Origin of the sequence: Leptolyngbya sp. PCC 6406 (genome assembly GCF_000332095.2) — a bacterium.
In the GTDB taxonomy this organism is placed as follows: Bacteria; Cyanobacteriota; Cyanobacteriia; order Phormidesmidales; family Phormidesmidaceae; genus PCC-6406.
Window position 1 is genome coordinate 1,101,468 of sequence record NZ_KI913949.1, and the last position, 14,935, is coordinate 1,116,402.

At 52.6% G+C, this 14,935-nt stretch carries 18 protein-coding genes; 8 read left to right on the top strand and 10 right to left on the bottom strand.

All coding sequences use genetic code 11. From position 1 onward, the window contains the following. Positions 1 to 62 precede the first annotated feature (62 nt). A complete protein-coding gene (locus LEP6406_RS26635; protein ID WP_051463620.1) occupies positions 63 to 1,823 on the bottom strand; it encodes a WD40 repeat domain-containing protein in 1,761 nt (586 codons plus the stop codon). Then, on the bottom strand, positions 1,820 to 2,062 hold the full coding sequence (locus LEP6406_RS0205155; protein WP_008309998.1) for a hypothetical protein: 243 nt from the start codon (positions 2,060 to 2,062) through the stop codon (positions 1,820 to 1,822). The genes LEP6406_RS26635 and LEP6406_RS0205155 overlap by 4 nt, the downstream gene beginning before the upstream one ends. Positions 2,063 to 2,116: 54 nt before the next feature. Between LEP6406_RS0205155 and LEP6406_RS0205160 the strand changes: the two genes are divergently transcribed. The 4 genes from LEP6406_RS0205160 (at position 2,117) to LEP6406_RS0205175 (ending at position 6,441) form a co-directional block, all read left to right on the top strand. After that, complete coding sequence (locus LEP6406_RS0205160) at positions 2,117 to 2,515, top strand: hypothetical protein (protein ID WP_008309996.1); 399 nt, start codon at positions 2,117 to 2,119, stop codon at positions 2,513 to 2,515. A gap of 62 nt (positions 2,516 to 2,577) precedes the next feature. Further along, positions 2,578 to 4,143: a GUN4 domain-containing protein gene (locus LEP6406_RS29970; RefSeq protein ID WP_008309994.1), complete on the top strand. Its 1,566-nt coding sequence runs from the start codon at positions 2,578 to 2,580 to the stop codon at positions 4,141 to 4,143. A 124-nt stretch (positions 4,144 to 4,267) separates the two neighbouring features. Further along, positions 4,268 to 5,377, top strand: a complete 1,110-nt coding sequence (locus tag LEP6406_RS29975) for a GUN4 domain-containing protein (RefSeq protein WP_008309992.1) — start codon at positions 4,268 to 4,270, stop codon at positions 5,375 to 5,377. Positions 5,378 to 5,928: 551 nt separating this feature from the next. Further along, complete coding sequence (locus LEP6406_RS0205175) at positions 5,929 to 6,441, top strand: TIR domain-containing protein (protein ID WP_008310577.1); 513 nt, start codon at positions 5,929 to 5,931, stop codon at positions 6,439 to 6,441. A 12-nt stretch (positions 6,442 to 6,453) separates the two neighbouring features. Here the strand turns inward: LEP6406_RS0205175 and LEP6406_RS29980 are convergent, their stop codons facing one another. The 7 genes from LEP6406_RS29980 to LEP6406_RS26655 all read right to left on the bottom strand — a co-directional run bounded on the left by LEP6406_RS29980 (position 6,454) and on the right by LEP6406_RS26655 (position 9,592). Next, a complete protein-coding gene (locus LEP6406_RS29980) occupies positions 6,454 to 6,942 on the bottom strand; it encodes a hypothetical protein (RefSeq protein ID WP_008310579.1) in 489 nt (162 codons plus the stop codon). A gap of 28 nt (positions 6,943 to 6,970) precedes the next feature. Further along, a complete protein-coding gene (locus tag LEP6406_RS0205185; RefSeq protein WP_202807514.1) occupies positions 6,971 to 7,504 on the bottom strand; it encodes an NUDIX hydrolase in 534 nt (177 codons plus the stop codon). Positions 7,505 to 7,675: 171 nt separating this feature from the next. Beyond that, on the bottom strand, positions 7,676 to 8,173 hold the full coding sequence (locus LEP6406_RS0205190) for a PIN domain-containing protein (protein WP_008310583.1): 498 nt from the start codon (positions 8,171 to 8,173) through the stop codon (positions 7,676 to 7,678). Beyond that, positions 8,170 to 8,415, bottom strand: coding sequence for a UPF0175 family protein (locus LEP6406_RS0205195; RefSeq protein WP_008310585.1), 246 nt, complete (start codon positions 8,413 to 8,415; stop codon positions 8,170 to 8,172). The genes LEP6406_RS0205190 and LEP6406_RS0205195 overlap by 4 nt, the downstream gene beginning before the upstream one ends. Before the next feature lie 240 nt (positions 8,416 to 8,655). Further along, entirely contained in the window at positions 8,656 to 8,892 is a 237-nt protein-coding gene (locus tag LEP6406_RS0205200) for a hypothetical protein (RefSeq protein ID WP_008310588.1), read from the bottom strand. Positions 8,893 to 8,915: 23 nt separating this feature from the next. Continuing rightward, the gene (locus LEP6406_RS0205205) at positions 8,916 to 9,233 is read right to left on the bottom strand and encodes a hypothetical protein (RefSeq protein WP_008310590.1); all 318 of its coding nucleotides are present in this window, start codon (positions 9,231 to 9,233) and stop codon (positions 8,916 to 8,918) included. Between the two features lie 98 nt (positions 9,234 to 9,331). Beyond that, positions 9,332 to 9,592 (bottom strand): hypothetical protein, encoded by a 261-nt coding sequence (locus tag LEP6406_RS26655; protein ID WP_008310592.1) that lies wholly within the window; start codon positions 9,590 to 9,592, stop codon positions 9,332 to 9,334. A 301-nt stretch (positions 9,593 to 9,893) separates the two neighbouring features. On the opposite strand from LEP6406_RS26655, the gene LEP6406_RS0205215 reads away from it, so the two are divergent. After that, positions 9,894 to 10,205, top strand: coding sequence for a hypothetical protein (locus tag LEP6406_RS0205215; protein WP_008310594.1), 312 nt, complete (start codon positions 9,894 to 9,896; stop codon positions 10,203 to 10,205). 196 nt (positions 10,206 to 10,401) lie between these two features. Here the strand turns inward: LEP6406_RS0205215 and LEP6406_RS0205220 are convergent, their stop codons facing one another. After that, the gene (locus LEP6406_RS0205220) at positions 10,402 to 10,974 is read right to left on the bottom strand and encodes a DUF1626 domain-containing protein (RefSeq protein ID WP_008310597.1); all 573 of its coding nucleotides are present in this window, start codon (positions 10,972 to 10,974) and stop codon (positions 10,402 to 10,404) included. Positions 10,975 to 11,251: 277 nt separating this feature from the next. Between LEP6406_RS0205220 and argS the strand changes: the two genes are divergently transcribed. The 3 genes from argS to LEP6406_RS32660 all read left to right on the top strand — a co-directional run bounded on the left by argS (position 11,252) and on the right by LEP6406_RS32660 (position 14,934). Then, complete coding sequence (gene argS, locus LEP6406_RS0205225; RefSeq protein ID WP_008310599.1) at positions 11,252 to 13,009, top strand: arginine--tRNA ligase; 1,758 nt, start codon at positions 11,252 to 11,254, stop codon at positions 13,007 to 13,009. A 233-nt stretch (positions 13,010 to 13,242) separates the two neighbouring features. Next, on the top strand, positions 13,243 to 14,703 hold the full coding sequence (locus LEP6406_RS0205230) for a protein adenylyltransferase SelO (RefSeq protein WP_008310601.1): 1,461 nt from the start codon (positions 13,243 to 13,245) through the stop codon (positions 14,701 to 14,703). A 60-nt stretch (positions 14,704 to 14,763) separates the two neighbouring features. Further along, the gene (locus LEP6406_RS32660; protein WP_155834634.1) at positions 14,764 to 14,934 is read left to right on the top strand and encodes a hypothetical protein; all 171 of its coding nucleotides are present in this window, start codon (positions 14,764 to 14,766) and stop codon (positions 14,932 to 14,934) included. Position 14,935: the final 1 nt, after the last annotated feature.

Below are 14,935 nucleotides of genomic sequence, written 5' to 3' on the forward strand. Positions count from 1 at the left end.
ACCATCGCTACCAGTCGATAGTTGATTGGCGTAGGCTGGGTCAAACGAAGTGAGACCCAGCATCAAGACAGGCTTGCTGGGTCGGCGTGCCTTGCCCCAGCCGACCAGACTGCCCGTGGCGCTTCTGCGCCCTGGGTTGACGATGCTGGAGCGTCTAGGCAAAGGGCGCGATCGCTATCTGTGGCCAGGGAACTCTGGCGCAGAAACGACCCCAACCGCCCACAGGACCGCGCCACCAACCCCTCTAGATCATCCACCGGGAACAGCTTCACCACTTCGTCCCGGCTCCCTAGAACTGTTTGCACCACCGCCGCCCACCGCCAATCCGGGGACAGATCACCCAACCGCCCTTCATGCTGGGCAATTTGCTGCCCATTCAAGTCCCAAATTCGTGTGGTGGCATCCTCCCCGCTGGTGGCAATGTGCTGGCTATTAGGAGAGAAGCTTACTTGCCCGACCCAGCCCTGATGGCCCTCCAGCAGGGCGATTGGATTACCCGCTAAGTCCCAAATTCGTGTGGTACCATCCTCCCCGTTGGTAGCAATGTACTGGCCATTGGGAGAGAACAGCACTTGCAAGACCCAGCCCTGATGGCCCTCCATGAGGGCGATTTGATTGCCCGCTAAGTCCCAAATTCGTGTGGTACCATCCTCCCCGAGTGTGGCAAGTTGCTGGCCATTGGGAGAGAAGCGCACTTGCCTGACACTGCCCTGATGACCCTGCATCAGGGCGATTTGATTGCCCACTAAGTCCCACAGCCGCGCGGTGCCATCCGTCCCGCTGGTGGCAAGTTGCTGGCCATTGGGAGAGAAGCGCACTGCCAAGATCCAGCCCTGATGGCCCTCCATGAGGGCGATTTGATTGCCCGCTAAGTCCCAAATTCGTGTGGTACCATCCTCCCCGTTGGTGGCAATGTGCTGGCCATTAGGAGAGAAGAGCACTTGCCTGACACTGCCCTGCTCGCTCTGCATCAGGGCGATTTGATTGCCCGCTAAGTCCCATAGCCGCGCGGTACCATCCGTCCCGCTGGTGGCAATGTAGTGGCCATTGGGGGAGAACAGCACTTGCGAGTCCCAGCCCTGATGGCCCTGCATCAGGGCGATTTGATTGCCCTCTAAGTCCCATAGCCGCACGGTGCTATCCCCTCCGTTGGTAGCAATGTGCTGACCATTAGGAGAGAAGAGCACTTGCCAGAAACGGCCCTGCTCGCTCTGCATCAGGGCGATTTGATTGCCGTTCAAGTCCCATAGCCGTGCGGTACCATCCGTCCCGAGGGTGGCAATGTGCTGGCCATTGGGAGAGAAGCGTACTTGCCCGACCCAACCCTGATGGCCTTCTAGGCGGGTTGCGCGAATCGTGCCTAGGGCGATTTGCAGCGCTAGGAGAGGACTGGTGGCGGGGGAATTGGCCAGGGCGGTGATGCCGTGTTTCTGGTTTAGGGCATCAAGGGTACTGGTTGTCCGTGGGGCTGCTACTAGGGGCTCTGTTTCTTGAGATTGAAACGGTCGGAGGGCCGAGGCTCCAGCGCGTTCCAGTTGGGTTCCGGCTTGGACGAGGCGTTGTTGGCCTAGGGCAACAGTCATTACCCCCAGAGTGCCTGTTGTTACCAGTGCTGCCACCGCTACCGTCCCGGTCAAAAATCGGCGGGTGGGCTGATTTTTGACCGGGAGGATCTGCTGTTCTGTTTGCCTCTCTGGGTCGGGGGTGCGGGCGGGGTTGGTGGTTTGAAAAAACTGGCGCAGGTCAAGCACAGCGATCGCTCCGAGAAGGAAAACAATGCCGAAGGGGGTAACAGGTTCCCACTTTATATCGCCATCGCTCAATCAAAGCGCCAAGTTTCCCCGTCAATGGTGCAGGCCATCGTGCGATCGCGGATTTCCCCGCCAATAGTACAGACCACCGTGCGATCGCGGATTTCCCCGCCAATAGTGCAGAACATGGCGCGATCGCGGATTTCCCCGCCAATAGTGCAGAACACCGCGCGATCGCGAATTTCCCCATCAATGGTGCAGAACACCGTGCGATCGCCCTCACTGACGAAGATAATGGGTAATATTTTCATTGCCAGAATGCGTTTGCCCTACCCGATCGCGCCCCCCAGCTATAATCCATCGGCATGACTGCCAAACGTTTCCACTCCCTCTTGGCGGGGTGCTTGCTCTCCGGCGCGATCGCGATTCATGGCGGTACGCCTACCCTGGCCCAAACCCCCGCCCTGGTGACTACCGCCCCCACGCCCCGAGAGCGGGTGGAAGCCCTGTGGCAAGGGCATCAGATCTCGGTGATTCTGGCGGGACTATTGTTGGGGGGCTACTTGGGGGTGTTGTGGTTGCGGCCTCTGTGGTTGCTGAAGCTGCCCGCCCAGGATATTGCCGTGCCCTGGACGACGTGGAAGCTGCCCCTGAGCTTGGTGCGGTGGTTTAAGTACCGCGATTGCGTCCTCGACACCTGGGTCAACCAGCACTGGCAGGTGGCCCAAGGGGAATTCCTGAAACTGGCGACGAGTCTCTATTAAAGGCTCTCTCGCCGACTCGTAGAGAGAAACTATAATCGATCCAAAGCTTGGCGGAGAAACACGTGACCGAGGAAACACAAGCACCGACCAAAGTCTTTATCAGCTATAGCTGGGACTCAGAAGCCCACAAAGACCGTGTGTTGGCGTTGGCAAACACGCTGCGAAACCCTTGGGGAATAGAAACTGATATAGATCGATACGTTAGAGCCAAGCATCCATTTACTCCCCCACAGGGGTGGGACTTGTGGATGGAAAAAAGGATTGAATGGGCTGAGTTTGTGCTGATAGTTTGTACGGAAACCTATCAGCGGCGATTTAGAGGGGATGAAGAACCTGGGATTGGACGAGGAAGCACCTGGGAAGGAACGATCATCAGGCAACATCTTTATAACAATCAATTGGCATGCACTAAGTTTATTCCCGTTGTCTTTTCGTCTCAAGATTTACCCCATATTCCCATCATTTTCAATGGAAGCGATAAATATATACTTGAGGATGAAAAAAGCTTAACAGAACTGTGTTATCGCCTCAGAAAAGAGCCGATTATTGCAATACCAGACGTTGCAATAGCAAAACTAAAAGCACCTTTAGAACCAAAGTTTTTCACAGATCAAACACAGCCTCCACTAGTTTCCTTTGATGCTTCTCGAACAATAAAAGTAAGGGTTCATCGAGCTTTTTTCACTAATAGCCCAACCGAGTATTACTTCATAAATGTGACAAATTTATCACCTGTAAGGCTGTTAGAAATAACTCATATCTGGTACGAAGATGACAAAAATCATCATATATCAGTGGCTCAACCTTCAAGAACGCTTCCTGTAAGGTTAGACTTGGATCAATCTTGGGAAACATGGATTTCTGTAAATGAGCTTCCTGTAGATAATCGTGAGCATGCTTGCCAAAACTTCTATGTGAGGATATCCACAGGAGATGTCTTTAAATCTGAAGCAAACCTGCATGTTCCTCTCCGTGGAACAGTTCCAGGGGGGGCAGTTCAAACTCAACAGATGCAGCAGAGGCTAGAAAGGGTGTATGGGAGCCAGATTGAGCAAACAAGCACCAAGGAAATTGCCTCTCAACAAGGATTGGAAAAACAAGAACAACCGACAAACACTTTGACAGAAAAGGCGACTGGGCCAGAGAACCTGCTGAAGTTAGAAGACCTGCTGAAGGCGGAAAAAATAAAAGAAGCAGACGAGCAAACCAGAAAGCTAATTTTGATGGAAAACCAAAATAAGCCTTTAACTGCTCCCGAAATTAGACGGCTTTCTTTGGATTTACTTGACAGCATTGATCGGCTCTGGATGAAATATAGTGCTGGAAAGTTTGGATTGAAAGTTCAGCAGCAGATGTGGCAAAAAACTCAGGAGCCAGAAAAACCACGCTTTACTCTCTTTGCTAAAAAGATAGAGCCTTTAACTGAATCACAGATATGGAACCGACTGGGATGCTTAGTAGGCTGGCGTAGTGAGGATGAGAAGCTATTGCCAGATTCAAAACTCAATTTCTCGATCAAAGCTCCTCCAGGCTGTTTCCCCCGGACTAGATTGTGGTTACATGGTGGTTATGGAAATACTATGAAGCAGTTTGTGGCGTTAATGGAGCGAGTGGGACAAATGGAGTGAAATGGTTTTGTCTAACCGCTCGTAAGACTAGGTTTTAGAATTTGAAGTCAACTAAGATCTGCTCTGGCTTAAAAAGTTTGTGGTTATATAATTTGCATTAAAGCAATCTTTGCGTTCAATCCTTATGTCGGACACCATTGAAGTCTTCATTTCTTACTCTAAGCAAGACAAAGCATTGCGTGATGGATTGCTTTCCCACTTACGCCCCCTCGAAGCAAAAGGCATCATCAGTTGGCACGATCGCCAAATCCTACCGGGTACCGAGTGGGACGCAGAAATTAAAGCCCGCCTCAACGCCGCAGACATTATTTTGCTGCTGATCAGTTCTGACTTTTTAGCAACTGACTACTGCACCCGAGTTGAGATCCCAGAGGCATTGCGGCGACATGAAGCGGGCGAAGCTACAGTAATGCCCGTCATTTTGAGATCATGCGGCTGGCGATATACTCCCCTGGCAAAGATCCAGGCGTATCCTGAAAAGGCTGAGCCAATCAAAAGTTGGAAAGATATTGATGAAGCCTATACGAATGTGGTGAATGGGGTCTATCTTGCTGCAACAAAGATTAAGGAACGACGTAGTAGTCAGGCACAGGAAGAACAGGAATGCATCCAGCAAGAGCAGCAACCATCCGATCAAACGAGATCATCGCCTGACGCTCTAAGGGGAGATTATGCTCACTTAGAAGCACTAATGAAGGCAGGTAAGTGGAAAGAGGCAGATTATGAAACTGCCAAGCAAATGTCCGATGTGATGGAACGACAAACAGAATTACTTCGGGTTAAAGATATTGAGCAGTTTCCTTGTGCTGATCTCCGCATGATGGATCAACTTTGGGTGAAGTATAGCAAGGGCAAGTTTGGATTCAGCGTCCAGAAACAGATCTGGCAGAAATGGGGTAGCCCAACTGAGTACAGTACGCAGTGGAAAAAGTTTGGTGAAGAGGTGGGATGGAAAAAGAAGGGCGTTCTCGGAGTAAAAAATGATTGGAAAATCTTCAGCGAAGTGATTTTTGACATTTCAGCACCATCTGGTCACCTCCCTATTGGTTGGAACAGCGTTATGCAACTGGGGAAATGGAAGAAAGATTTTCACAACGCATGGGCTTATGGGTGGACGACTAGTAGTTGGGAACATATTATCAGAAGGTCACCTAGTTATGTTTCTTCTCTCGTGTCAAGACTTGTAAGCTGTGCAGGTACAGAAAGGCCCAAGTCTCAAGAATTAGAAGAGTAACATTAAGCGCAATTAAAACAATACGGCGTTTCCTAGTACCGGGTGGCGGAAGTGTCCTTGCCATCGCGAAATGCCAGTAGGCGATATAGCTTAGGCTCATAGGACTTAATAGTAAGGCGATTTCAGCCAGCCGGTACTAGTTGGATGAGGTACAAATTTATATCTAAGATTCCCGCATGGCAAGGATTTTAGGGATCGTGCTGTACCTCACGGGAGTAATAAACGCTTTAACGCTCTTCAATAGCTTCCGCTAGAGGTTATTTGAAATAACCATTTTTCGTTCCCGATCGCCTGACAGTCAGCAGGATTTCCGACGAGTAATCAGCATTACAGATTTTGTCTGCCTAGAGTCATTGAAGAGCGTTAAGCCGAGGAAAAGTGGCGTGAAGAGTTAGTAAATCGCTACACAGATTTGTAGGGTAGGCAGTGCCCACCCTACTCCCTAGGGCACTACATATCAGGTACACCTCAGGAAATACTTGAGACTTGACGCTATGGGCAGAGCCTTCGTACAATAGTACTATCCACTTGGCCAGTTTCCTGGAGTTCTTATGCCTAGAAGAGTTTTCTTTAGCTTTCATTACCAGCGAGATATCTGGCGTGTCAATGTTGTACGCAACCATGCCAAGGTGAAAAGTGGATATCAAGAAGCTGGCTATTGGGATTGCTCTCTTTGGGAATCAACAAAGAGAACAGGCGAAGTTGCGCTCAAGCGACTGATTAATTCAGGTTTACAAAATACATCCGTTACCGTTGTGCTGATTGGCACTGAGACATCTGAACGTAAGTGGGTTCAATATGAAATTGAGGAAAGTTACAAACGCGGCAATGGAATGCTGGGGATATACATTCACAACATTAAGAGCATAAACGGATTTGCTGACTCGAAAGGTCGCAACCCTTTTGATAGCTTCACTCTCGAAAAGCCCGGTCTGTATTCCCATATGCCGAAGACTTACGTTAGCATGTCTCAGATTTACCCAACCTATGACTGGGTTTACAACGATGGATACAATAACTTTAGCAAGTGGGTTGAAGATGCAGCGAGGGCTGCGGGTCGATGATTGACAAGCTTCCTATGGCGATGCTGGCAGTGGCACCACCAGCAGCAAAATCGTGATCAAGAACGTAATCAAATACGGCAGGTTTGCCCAGGACTTGAGCGTGTTAGGAATCTGCTCCAGGAATTTAGTTGAGTTGTCGGGTTTGATAAAATTCCCTTTAACTTTCTCGATCCATTCCTGATCGTCAGGAATAATATATCCACTCAAAATTCGGGCTAATCGATTAAAGTTATCGCGAAATTTTCGCTCCAGATATAAATAGTAAACATCCAAGACACCAAATAGCGCAAAAGCGACAAATGCCAACACAAACAAAGCTGCACTGTGATTAGTAAACCCAAAGCCTGCGATTGCTGCCCAAACGGTGATGCCAACTTTTTTGACTTCTAATGAGTTATTTGCCATGCGAGCGATCGCACTTTGCAACATCTCAGCTTGCTTAATCAAGTAGTCCTGATTCTTTTCAACCCAGTCTGAAACGTTAGTTGGCATGGTTTTCATAAAGGGATAGCTGCCTAAATTCAAGATCTTAGTCTGTATTTTTAAAGAGTGTCTTTCTTAGCTTCAAGTATCCAATTTGGCAAGCTGAATACTCACAAGATTCTAAATACTGAAATGGATGCCATTCATTTTTGGCGATCGACTCCATATAAGTGCCATCCTGTTGAGCCACATCTGGTTTCATGTTTGTGACATCAGCATAGTACAGATAGCAGATCTCATTCACCTGAGTTCCCACAATATACCGACCCAACGGTGACACCTGAACCCGATACCCCGTCTCCTCATACACCTCCCGTTGAGCCGCCGATTCCGGCGACTCCCCCTCCTCTAACGCTCCTGTCACTGGACAGGGAAACAGCCTGAACTTTCCATCCACTTCTCGGTTATCAATACAAAGATGCTGTTGACGAATTAATACCTCACACTGGTCAGGACTTTCGCCAGTTCTTCTGAGCAAAAATACGGCAACGGAGTCTTTGCCTTTGCGCTCTAAATATTGAAATCCTCTGGGAGATTCCTTAACTAAAATCCACTGAGTACTAAAAATGACTCTATCCATATTCATTATTTATGATCTACATTGCGCGTCCCCCGGCGGCTCCGCCGCCATTCCCAAGAGCCAGCGCCGCCAGCGCCGCCTCCCAGACTTTCAGTAGTAGGGTAGGCAATGCCCACCCTACTCTTTAGGTCACTATGGAACATCCACAAAGCCTACCTGTCACCCCAACGATCAAGGTAGGTCAATCTCGTTAACAAGTTGTAGAACACTGTTGTACAAAGGTTCTGCAATCCAAAACCCAGCTTCATTAATCAACGCACCCAATAAAGGCTTCACCTCAACAATCAAGCCTTTACTTTTCGCTTCAACTAAGACTCCCAAGATACCTGTGTAGTGGAGATTCAGCCTACCTGCGACTAGCCGACCTCGGCGTTCATCAATCAAAACTTGATCAGCTTTCATCTCGACTGCTAGAGCGATCGCTTCTGCTTCTCCAATATCAAGTTCGTTACTCAATGCTTCAACAAGAGTGCGATCGCTAATAGCACGAGTTTGAATCCAGCTAAAGGTTTGAACTTCGGTCGCACCTGCAACAGGAAAATTGGGGTCGGTTAGTTCTTGATAAACAGCTTCGGGAATAAGAACCTTTCCATACAGGTGATGAAGGAGGTGTAGGTGGTTAATTGCAGCGAGGTTATTAATAGGTGATGTATCACTGACAATAATCACAATCTACCCATTTCCCGTAGATTTTGAATGTCCCGATCAAAATCCTCTACGCCGTAATGGACTGGGATCCGACGACTGGCAAGTAAGTGCTGAAATGCAACGCGGTGGATTCCAGCAAATCGACTAGCTTGAGCAAGGGTAAGCTTTTCCTGTTGAAAGAGCATAACAGCAATTTCCTGACGCATTTCAGCCTCAGTCATACAAGTTGCAGTTAGGACTTCATCAGGGACAATAACACTCATGGCCACACTCCTTGCTACTTAATCCTATTGTACGTTTCCGCATCCCAAGCAGAGACGGGGACGCAGGAGAAGGGACTAAATCGCACCCAGCCGACCACTGGGCGCGCCCCCCAGCGGCTCCGCCGCCATTCCTAGAGGTAGAGCCTCGGCACGAGGGGGCTAGATCAATCCAATGGCGTCATCTCCAACAGCCCCGGCTTCCCCAAATAATTGCGATGTTTCCGACTGGGATGTAGGGAGCTAACGTGACTCGTTGTTTTGGGTCGATATGTTGACGGAGGTTAGTTGGGTGCTGGCGACTTGGTGAATGCAGTTGAGCCAGTCTTGCCATGCAGCGGGGTCAGCAGTCTGATTGTTAGCAGCAATCATGAGATCAGATAAAAGACCTCCAATATCATCAGACTCGGTGCGCTCATACACCTGTTCTAAAAACAGCACCATCGCCTCAAAGGCTTGGCGTTCTGTAAGTTGTTCCATGACTTTTACCTCTTACCTAGAATCTAATTAAGTTCTGGTGAGCCTGCCAACCCTGTGTCAGGATGCCAGGTTCTAGGAGTCGCGTTGATGCCAGCATTGCGGATTTCTCCTTTCCTGACTTGAACCCAAACTTGAGCGCCACTAGGCAAGATTTGACTGTACCAATCCGTTTTGTATTTGTCTTGACCGAGGTGGTAGTTGGGATTCATTGCGGTGTCAATCAGTAATTGACGAATGGCGGGTGTGTCTTCAGAAAAGTGTCCTAGGGCTTGGCGAAAAATATGGGGAGCATTTTTATTGATGCCTGCTTCTAGTTGATCGGGTTGGACGGGTGGAGACATTTTGAAGTGAGGAATCAGACAAGTTTTATTGCCACACTGTTTGGCTCCGCCGCCATTCCCCCGCCCCCGGCAGCAGAGCCACTCCTAGAGGCAGAGCCTCAAGATAGCGTGTCGAGGCAGAGCCTCGGCACGAGGGGGACACTACTTTGCGGCAGGTTGGCTACAAACTCCTGTGCTTCCTGATCAGACAAGAAGCCTTCCTCTTTGGCAGCTTTGCAAGCTTGGTAAAACAAGAGGTCTTCAATCTCTTGACGATTGTGGGTGATAAGGGCGGCTAGGAAACCCTGCTTGGCATCGTCGGGTAAAGCCTGGAAAAGGTTGTAGAAGTGGTGAGACAGTTGAAGCGATTGAGTAGTCATTAACCGCATCTCTAGGATGGTTTCTCTGGCCGATGGTCTATAGCTGCTATGATACCGCCACTTTCCCTCCCACCGTTCCCACCCTCTGCATAGGAATGCTGCCCGTGGCGCTCCTGCGCCCTAGAAGTCGGGCTGGCTCCCTTCTACCAAGTGGGTGATGCATCTAGGCAAGGGGAAAACCGGAGCTTTATTCTCGGATATTCTTTGGCTACCGGGTTATTGCTGGCGATTTATGTTGAAAGGGGCGTGAGAACTCGTCTCATTTCCGCCCGTGTGGCCACCCGTTCTGAGCGTGATCTCTATGGGCAGTCCTGAAGAACCCTGGGAGTTGACAATCACCCCCCGCCCCACGGAAGCGGTTGCTCTTTCTATCCCTATAGATACGCTGGCCTCTCTGCGGGTCGTCGCCGCGCAGAAACAGATGTCCCTGGAAGGGTTACTGAAGTTTTATATTGGGCGGTGTTTGCGGGCGGATTTAACCCAACTGCGGGCAGGGCAAACCCTGGAAGCAGCGCAGCAGGTGTTGAGCGAGTATTTACAGTCCGAGGAAGCAGCAGCGGCACTGGTCGCCACGATTCGCCAGCGCAGTGGGTGGCCCCAAGATGATTCCTGACTCGCACCAGCCGACCGCTGGCGCGTCCCCCGGCGGCTCCGCCGCCATTCCAGAGCCTAGAGGCAGAGCCTCAGGATCGCGTGTCGAGGCAGAGCCTCAGCACGAGACAAAGTGCGGAATGTGGGATGCACTCTTTAGCGCCAGAGTTAATGAAAATGCCCACCAAGATTATCCAGAATTATCCAGACAGAGCAGATTACCAAGTCCTGGGCTGGAACCGATCATCGTTCAAAATCACCACCGTCTCCCCCGACTGCGCCAAGACAAACAACCCCTTGCGATAGGCATAGCGAGACACCTCCAACGGCACCACCATTCCCGCCACCGCCCCCATGGCCTGCACATCGCTGTAGCGGGGCATCAGCCGCTTGAACTTCGCGAGTCGTTCCAGATGCTCATCCACATCCCCTTGGGACAGCTTGCTTTTCACTTCCACAAGGATCGCCTCAGTGGTGTTGACCACTAGGAGGTCGATTTCCAACCCGGCGTCATCCCGCTGGATCGACACCTCCGGCAAAATCTCATGGACCTCAATTCCCCGCTGTTTAAATAGGCGCAACACCGCAGGCCGCACCTGCCACTCCACAAATTCCCCCAAGCGGTTACCCAGCTTGCCAAGTTCCTGTTGCAGGTTTTTCATGCGGCGATCGTTCTCTTCCACATGCAAGCGGAACAGGCGATCAGTTTCCTTTTGAGCAGCGGACAGCTCTTTCTGGGAAATTGCCACTTCATTCAAAATCCGCCAAACGTCATCTGCGGTGGTGGCCATGGCAGTGGTGTCAACGATGGGTCAATATCTACCTATTCTCATTTTATGCGTGGATGCCAGTGAGGTTTTGTGGGGGTGCGGGCGGGGTTCGTGGCTTGAAAAAACTCGCGGATGTTAATTACGGTGTTTACGGCACGCTGATCTCTGCGGCCCACGACAGCTTTAGGGTTTACTATACTGGCTGCGCTCTATCCCGTAACTCGGGGGATTCCCCCATGCTCTAGGATTGGAAAGGTTCGAGACCTAATTGTTGACCTAGCCCGAGACCTGAGAGCCTATGTTGGCCGCGATCGCAACCCTCACCACCCGCCTAGACCAAGCCCTGGTTAGTGCCTTTGGACCAGATCTGGCCGGGACCGATCCGGTCTTGGTACCCGCCAGCAACCCTAAGTTTGGGGACTTTCAGGCCAATGGGGCCATGGCCTTGGCCAAACGACTGAAGGACAAACCCAGGGCGATCGCGGAAAAAATTGTCGCCCACCTAGAGGTGACGGATCTCTGTGAGCCGCCGGAAATTGCGGGGCCGGGGTTCATTAACCTGCGTCTCAAGGCTACCTATATAGAGGCCCAGCTCAACGCCCTCACCGGGGATGAGCGCCTAGGGGTGGCGGCGGTGGCCCAGCCCCAGAAGGTGATTGTGGATTTCTCTAGCCCCAACATCGCCAAGGAGATGCATGTGGGCCACCTGCGTTCCACCATCATCGGCGACTCTATTGCTCGGGTGCTGGAGTTTGCGGGCCATGATGTCCTGCGGTTGAACCATGTGGGCGACTGGGGTACCCAGTTCGGCATGTTGATCACCCACCTGCAAACCGCCTGTCCAGAAGCCCTCACCAGTGGGGGCAATGTAGATATCGGTGATCTGGTCACCTTCTACAAACAGGCTAAGGAGCGGTTTGATCAGGATGAGGATTTTAAGGCGCGATCGCGGGAAGCCGTCGTCGCCCTCCAATCCGGTGACGCCACCGCACGGGCCGCCTGGACAGCCCTCTGCAACCAATCCCGCAAGGCATTTCAGACCCTCTACGACCGCCTCGATATCTGTCTAACGGAACGGGGAGAGTCCTTTTACAATCCCTTCCTCGCCGATGTGGTTCAGGAATTAGCCGCCCAGGGGCTACTGGTGGCGGATCAGGGAGCCCAAGTGGTGTTCCTGGAGGGATTCTCCAATAAAGAGGGAGATCCCCTGCCGCTGATTATTCAAAAATCCGACGGCGGCTTTAACTACGCCACCACGGACCTCGCCGCCATTCGCTACCGCACCCAGGAGGATGGAGCCCAGCGCATTCTCTATGTGGTGGATGCGGGTCAGGGCAACCATTTTGCCCAGGTGTTCCAGGTGGCGGCGCGGGCGGGCTGGATTCCCGAGGGGGTGGAACTCACCCACGTTCCCTTCGGCGTGGTTCAGGGGGAGGATGGCAAAAAGTTCAAAACCCGCTCCGGCGAAACCGTGCGGCTGAAGGATCTGCTGGATGAGGCGGTAACGCGATCGCGAGTTGACCTAGAGACCCGCATTCAAACCGAGGGCCGGGAAGAGACGGAGGAATTCATCCAAACCGTGGCAGAAACCGTCGGCATTGGCGCGGTGAAATACGCCGACCTGAGTCAAAACCGCACCAGCAACTACATCTTTAGCTACGACAAGATGCTGGCCCTCCAGGGCAACACCGCCCCCTATCTGCTCTACGCCTATGTGCGGGTGCAGGGCATCAGCCGCAAGGGAACCATTGATCTTAGTCAGTTGGGGACGGATGCAGCGGTGCATCTCGGCGATGACAGCGAATTCACCCTCGCCAAGCACCTGCTGCAACTGGATGAGGTAGTGGCGGAGGTAGCCAGGGATCTCCTCCCCAGCCGTCTCTGCCAATACCTGTTTGAACTGAGCCAAAAGTTCAACCAGTTCTACGATCGCTGCTCCGTACTCCAGGCGGAGGAACCCCAGCGTACCTCCCGCCTGATTCTCTGTGACCTCACCGCCCGCACCCTCAAGCTGGGGCTGTCCCTCCTGGGGATCGCCGTCCTAGAGCGGATGTAGCCCCCGCCCCATTCCGTGCCCTAGTACTGGGCGGCAGAAATCCTGTGCCCATTTTCCCTAGGTGTTGCATTTGTGCGGTGCATTGCTTCGCGTGGGCGAAGCCGCGCCTTAGCGCTATGCACTTAATGACACTTCGGCGAACAAGGGGCTTAAGCCCCTTGCCTAGCCACCTGGTACACCATTAACCCGCAGATTCCTACCCTTTACCCTTTACCCTGCACCCTTTACCCTCTATGACCTCCCCCACCGCTGCCCCTGAAAATCCCCTTCTGACCCTAGACTACGTGCCTGCCCTAGAGGCCATCGGCGATGACTACTACGATCAAGTCGCGGCGGCGGACTTTCCTCAGCACCAGTTGCGGTTTCGTAATGATGCCGTTTTGCGGCACCTGGGCCTCGATCCCAGTCAGGTCGAAGATAGCCATTTCATCGAAGCCTTTGGCCAGTTCCAGGGGCGGGAACCGCTGCTGGCCCTGCGCTACCACGGCTACCAATTCGGCACCTACAATCCCTTTTTGGGGGATGGCCGGGGCTTTCTCTACGGCCAAGTGCGGGGACTGGATGGAGAACTCTACGACTTTGGCACCAAGGGCTCGGGGCCGACCCCCTATTCTCGGGGGGGAGATGGTCGCCTCACTCTCAAGGGCGGCGTGCGGGAGGTGTTGGCTGCCGAAGCCCTTCATGCCTTGGGGGTCCGCACCTCTCGCACCCTGAGCCTGATTGAAACCGGGGAACAGCTCTGGCGGGGGGATGAGCCCTCCCCCACCCGCTCCTCGGTGATGGTGCGCTTTAGCCGCTCCCACATTCGCTTTGGCACCTTTGAGCGGTTGGACTATCTAGACCGGACAGACCTGATCCAGCGGCTGCTGGAGCATGTGATTGACATTTACTATCCAGCGGCCCGCCTCTGCACCGATGCAGCGGAGCGCTATGCCCAGTTCTACGATGAGCTGGTAGATCGCACCGCCGCCCTAGCCGCCCAGTGGATGGCGGTGGGGTTTTGCCATGGGGTGCTGAATACGGACAATATGTCCATCACGGGGGAGAGCTTTGACTATGGCCCCTATGCCTTTATGGATCGCTATGATCCCCAGTTTACGGCGGCCTATTTTGACTACAGCAGTCGCTACTGCTATCGCAACCAGCCCGGAATCTGTCGCTGGAACCTGGCCATGCTGCAAAAGCCCCTTCAGCGGGTAATGCCGAAGGAAACCTTAGTGGCGACCCTAGAGCAGTTTTTGCCCCGCTATGAGGCCCATTACCAGGGGTTAATGCTTCAGAAGCTGGGGTTTGCCCAATTGCCGGAGCCCCTAGGGACAGCGTTGGTGGCGGCGACGGTGGCGCTGCTGGCGGCGGTGGAGGTGGGGTATTCTCGCTTCTTTGTGGAGCTGGCGCAGCAGTTTTCGCCCCAATGGCGGGGGGAAGCAGAGCAAATTTTGGCGGCGGCGGTGCAGGGGTCTGACCCCGCTGCCCTGCCGCCCCTGCACCACTGGCGGCAGGTCTACCACCGCTGTTTGCAAGCCATACCGGAGACGGAACTGCCGGGAGTGCGCGATCGCATTCGAGCTACTAACCCGGTTACGGTGCTACTGCGGCCTGAAATTGAGGCGGTGTGGGAACCGATCACGGTGGAAAATGACTGGCAACCCTTTGCCGACCTGCTCAAGCGGGTACAAGAGCCATTTTTGCCCTAGGGATCTGAGGATGTGAGGTAGAGTCGATAACTTCTTCTACTAAACGCCCTGGAAGAGTATGTGTTGATTGCTCAAGATCAGCGACGAGTGGAGTGTTGGCGACGGCGATCGCCCCAGGATGGGTGGCATAAGATGGTCTATCAAGCTGAGGACACCGTTGTGTTGGAGAGTATTGGGTTGACAATGACGATGACGGATCTCTACCAAGGGGTAACGGTGTCGGCGGCTTAGG

Bases quoted from the DNA above. Each gene is read 5' to 3' on its own strand.
- LEP6406_RS0205155 (WP_008309998.1), bottom strand. From the start codon at position 2,062: ATGAAAATATTACCCATTATCTTCGTCAGTGAGGGCGATCGCACGGTG.
- LEP6406_RS0205160 (WP_008309996.1), top strand. From the start codon at position 2,117: ATGACTGCCAAACGTTTCCACTCCCTCTTGGCGGGGTGCTTGCTCTCC.
- LEP6406_RS29975 (WP_008309992.1), top strand. From the start codon at position 4,268: ATGTCGGACACCATTGAAGTCTTCATTTCTTACTCTAAGCAAGACAAA.
- LEP6406_RS0205175 (WP_008310577.1), top strand. From the start codon at position 5,929: ATGCCTAGAAGAGTTTTCTTTAGCTTTCATTACCAGCGAGATATCTGG.
- LEP6406_RS29980 (WP_008310579.1), bottom strand. From the start codon at position 6,942: ATGAAAACCATGCCAACTAACGTTTCAGACTGGGTTGAAAAGAATCAG.
- LEP6406_RS0205185 (WP_202807514.1), bottom strand. From the start codon at position 7,504: ATGGATAGAGTCATTTTTAGTACTCAGTGGATTTTAGTTAAGGAATCT.
- LEP6406_RS0205195 (WP_008310585.1), bottom strand. From the start codon at position 8,415: ATGAGTGTTATTGTCCCTGATGAAGTCCTAACTGCAACTTGTATGACT.
- LEP6406_RS0205200 (WP_008310588.1), bottom strand. From the start codon at position 8,892: ATGGAACAACTTACAGAACGCCAAGCCTTTGAGGCGATGGTGCTGTTT.
- LEP6406_RS0205205 (WP_008310590.1), bottom strand. From the start codon at position 9,233: ATGTCTCCACCCGTCCAACCCGATCAACTAGAAGCAGGCATCAATAAA.
- LEP6406_RS26655 (WP_008310592.1), bottom strand. From the start codon at position 9,592: ATGACTACTCAATCGCTTCAACTGTCTCACCACTTCTACAACCTTTTC.
- LEP6406_RS0205215 (WP_008310594.1), top strand. From the start codon at position 9,894: ATGGGCAGTCCTGAAGAACCCTGGGAGTTGACAATCACCCCCCGCCCC.
- LEP6406_RS0205220 (WP_008310597.1), bottom strand. From the start codon at position 10,974: ATGGCCACCACCGCAGATGACGTTTGGCGGATTTTGAATGAAGTGGCA.
- argS (WP_008310599.1), top strand. From the start codon at position 11,252: ATGTTGGCCGCGATCGCAACCCTCACCACCCGCCTAGACCAAGCCCTG.
- LEP6406_RS0205230 (WP_008310601.1), top strand. From the start codon at position 13,243: ATGACCTCCCCCACCGCTGCCCCTGAAAATCCCCTTCTGACCCTAGAC.